Consider the following 3,174-nt stretch of genomic DNA (forward strand, 5'->3'; position numbering starts at 1 on the left):
ATCCCAGGTCGAACTGCTTGTTCTGGACCTGGGAGAGCAGGGAAGCGAAGCCGGTCGATTTGAACTCAACCTTGAGGCCCAGCTTGTCCGCAATGGCGCGCAGGAGCTCGTTGTCGTAGCCCGTGAACTTGCCCGACGGGTCGATGAAGATGTTCGGCGGGGCGTCCGAGAGGGTCCCGACGGTGAGGGTGCCGTCGCTCAGCAGGCCAAGCTTGGACTTGTCGATCTTGTCCAAGGGGGTGACGTCCTTGGTGGTGTACTTGTCCAGCGAGGTCTGGTCGCTGCCGGCGAGGGCATCGGTGGCGGACGCGGACGATTGCGCTGAACCGCCGCCGCAGGCCGCCAGGGAGACGGCAACAGCGATCGCCACAGGAACAGTAGTCAGCCACTTCATGGCTTTGGATTTCATCACGCAAACACTTTCGTCGGAAGTTAGTGGGTCGCGGGGGAGAATATCGTGCCCCGGCTCAGGGCCTGGGCGCCCCAAGGGGCAGGCAAGCCGCAAAATATTATTGTGTCACTTGTCCCGGCGGGCGTTTCAAATCGAATTAGTGCACGACTGGAAGTGCCGAGGTCGAATTTGTTTCACGCTTGCAGTCCGTAGGCCGGGATCTGAGCAGCCGAGCCCGGGTGCAACGGAATGAATGGCTGGGGCAGTCGGGGCCGCCGGCCTGGCCTTGGGGTGTGAGTTCCGTCGCAATCGCTGGAAATGCGGCTCTCGGAGGTCTATTTGCCGGCGTCCTGTGGCCTAAGTTTCGTTTTAAGAAGTCCAGGCGGCCTAGAAGTCGCCGCGGCTGGCGTCCTCGGGCGGCAGGACCGGCCAGTCGCCTTCAATCACGGCAGCGGGCTTGGTCTTGCGCAGGTAGCTCTGGAAATCGGAGGCCTGGGCTGAGGCCCATTCGATTTGCAGCTGGTGCAGGTGGCTGGCCGGCATCCGAAGCTTCGGGAACTTCCCTGCCATGGCGTCGAGCATGCGCGAGGTGGCCAGGGCGTCGGCCGCCGAGGTGTGGGCGTTGTCAAGGTCCACGCCGTACTCCTCGCAAAGGGCGGTGAGGGTGCGCTTGCCCTTGCGGTACCGGTCCACCTGTTTGTTCATGATGTACGGATCCAGCACCGGGAAGCGGCTCAGCTGCGGCACACCGTACCGGGCCGACTCGGCCGCGAGGACGGTGAAGTCGTAGCTGGCGTTGAAGGCGATGACCGGCACGCCGGTGTCGAAGAGCTCCTGGAGCACCGCGGCGACCTCCCGCGTCACCTCCGCAGCAGGGCGGCCTTCGCTGCGGGCCCGCTCAGTCGTGACGCCATGGATGTCACTGGCCTCCGCGGGAATTTCGACGCCCGGATCGGCGAGCCATTCGTGTTCCTTGATGACCCCGCCCCCGGCGTCCACCACGGTGATGGACGCCGTGACGATCCGCGCGGCACGGGAGTTCCTGCCGGTGGTTTCAAGGTCGAAGGCTGCGCGGGGGAGGGTGTTCCAAGTGCTCATGCTTCAACGCTACCTGCTGCCACCGACGGTAAGGCGCCACCGCCCGCGGCCGGGCCCGGCGTGGCGCCGGACGCGCCACAGCGCCGCCGGAGACCGCCGCCGGCGGCCCGAATCGGAGCCGGCCGCTAGGCTTGTGCCATGCGGATGGAGTATGTGGAAGCGGTGCTGGACGTGGTGGCATTGATCCCCGCAGGTGCCGCGGTGGCGTACGGCGACGTTGCCGAAATCCTCGGCTCCGGCGGTGCCCGGCAAGTTGGTTCCGTGATGAGCCAGCACGGCAGCGCAGTGCCCTGGTGGCGGGTCCTCAAGGCCAATGGTGACGCGCCTCCCGGGCACGAGCGTGAGGCCCTGGCCCTGTACATCCTGGAAGAAACCCCGTTGCTGGGAAGTCACGCGGAATACCTCCGCACCGGCGAGGGACGGTGGCGCGTGGACCTGACGGCTGCCCGCTGGGCACCCAACGACGGCGAGTTCGACCGGATCGACGCCGTTGCCGAGCGGCTGGAACGCTCCGTGCGCAAACTGTCGGCCCCCGATGATGAAATGACTGTGTGAGCATCCCCAGCAAGAACCCTGAGTCCGCCCCGCCCACATCAATGCAGACCGCAGCAACGCAGACAGCAACAGCCAAGCCCGCAGCAGGCAGACCCGGTAAGGGCGGTCCGCGACCGGCAAGGCCGGGCACACCGGGTTCCTCGCTCCGGCTGCTCCCGCCCCGGAAACTGCACAGCGCGGTGCCCGTGCTCTCCGCGGACCAGCTCGCCGCCGTCGACGTCCCGCATGGCTCCGGCCCGGTCCTGATCCCCGGCGCGCCGGGCACCGGCAAATCCACCGTTCTCGTGGAGGCCGCCGTCCGGCGTGCGCAGCGGGACGGCCTTGATCCGGAACGGATGCTCATCCTTGCCCCCGGTCGCCTCGCCGCCGATTCGCTCCGGGACCGCTTCACGGCACGGCTGGACCGCAGTTTGAGCACGACGCCGGCCCGCACCTGGGCGTCGTACGCTTTCGACCTGATCCGGCGTGCCAAGGCGGAAGGCATCCTGCCGCTGCCCCGGCCGCCGAAGCTGCTGTCCGGCCCGGAACAGGACCTGATCATCAAGGAACTGCTCGAGGGACACGCCCAGCCCGGACTTGAGCTGCCGTGGCCGGAGGATTTGGGCGCGGCACTGCAGACCCGCGGTTTCCGCCAGGAGGTCCGCCAGCTCTTTGACCGGATCATCGAATCCGGCCGGACCGCCGAGGACCTTGTGGTCCTCGCCCGGCGCTGCCACCGGCCGGACTGGGTCGCCGCCGCGGGCCTGTACGCGGAGTACCGCGACGTACTGGACCTGCGCATGCCGGAATCCTTCGACCCGGCCGGGATCATCACGGCCGCCCGCCAGATTTTCCAGGACGAACCCGACTTCCTGGCCGCCGAACGCGACAGGCTCCAGCTGGTCCTGGTGGACGACATGCAGGAAGCCAACCCTGCCGTGTTCGAACTGCTCGCGGATATTGCCGCTGGCAAGGAGGCCCTCATCACGTTCTCCCCGGACACCGTGGTCCAGGGCTTCCGCGGCGCCCGCCCGGACCTTGTGGCCGAGCTTCCGCAGTTGCTTGCCCCCGCCGGCCGGACCGTCCTCGAGCGGCCGCTCTGGACCGCCCACCGCCACACCCCGGCGGTCGCCGAGGCGTGGCTTGCCGTC

The 3,174-nt window shown here is 67.7% G+C and carries 4 protein-coding genes; 2 read left to right on the forward strand and 2 right to left on the reverse strand.

The features are described from left to right. Nucleotides 1-409 (reverse strand): transporter substrate-binding domain-containing protein (locus tag BJQ90_RS18895; RefSeq protein WP_226761741.1); only part of this gene is annotated, 409 nt, incomplete at its 3' end. A 369-nt stretch (nucleotides 410-778) separates the two neighbouring features. Next, on the reverse strand, nucleotides 779-1,489 hold the full coding sequence (locus tag BJQ90_RS18900; RefSeq protein ID WP_226761742.1) for a 3'-5' exonuclease: 711 nt from the start codon (nucleotides 1,487-1,489) through the stop codon (nucleotides 779-781). A gap of 138 nt (nucleotides 1,490-1,627) precedes the next feature. Between BJQ90_RS18900 and BJQ90_RS18905 the strand changes: the two genes are divergently transcribed. Beyond that, nucleotides 1,628-2,044: an MGMT family protein gene (locus tag BJQ90_RS18905; protein WP_226761743.1), complete on the forward strand. Its 417-nt coding sequence runs from the start codon at nucleotides 1,628-1,630 to the stop codon at nucleotides 2,042-2,044. Nucleotides 2,045-2,085: 41 nt separating this feature from the next. Further along, nucleotides 2,086-3,174 (forward strand): UvrD-helicase domain-containing protein (locus tag BJQ90_RS18910; RefSeq protein WP_264197427.1); only part of this gene is annotated, 1,089 nt, incomplete at its 3' end.

It is taken from the genome of Arthrobacter sp. SO3 (genome assembly GCF_020532825.1).
GTDB lineage: Bacteria > Actinomycetota > Actinomycetes > Actinomycetales > Micrococcaceae > Arthrobacter.

What these genes read in the sequence shown, in the direction of transcription:
- BJQ90_RS18900 (WP_226761742.1), bottom strand. Translation starts at nt 1,489, where the DNA reads ATGAGCACTTGGAACACCCTCCCCCGCGCAGCCTTCGACCTTGAAACC.
- BJQ90_RS18905 (WP_226761743.1), top strand. Translation starts at nt 1,628, where the DNA reads ATGCGGATGGAGTATGTGGAAGCGGTGCTGGACGTGGTGGCATTGATC.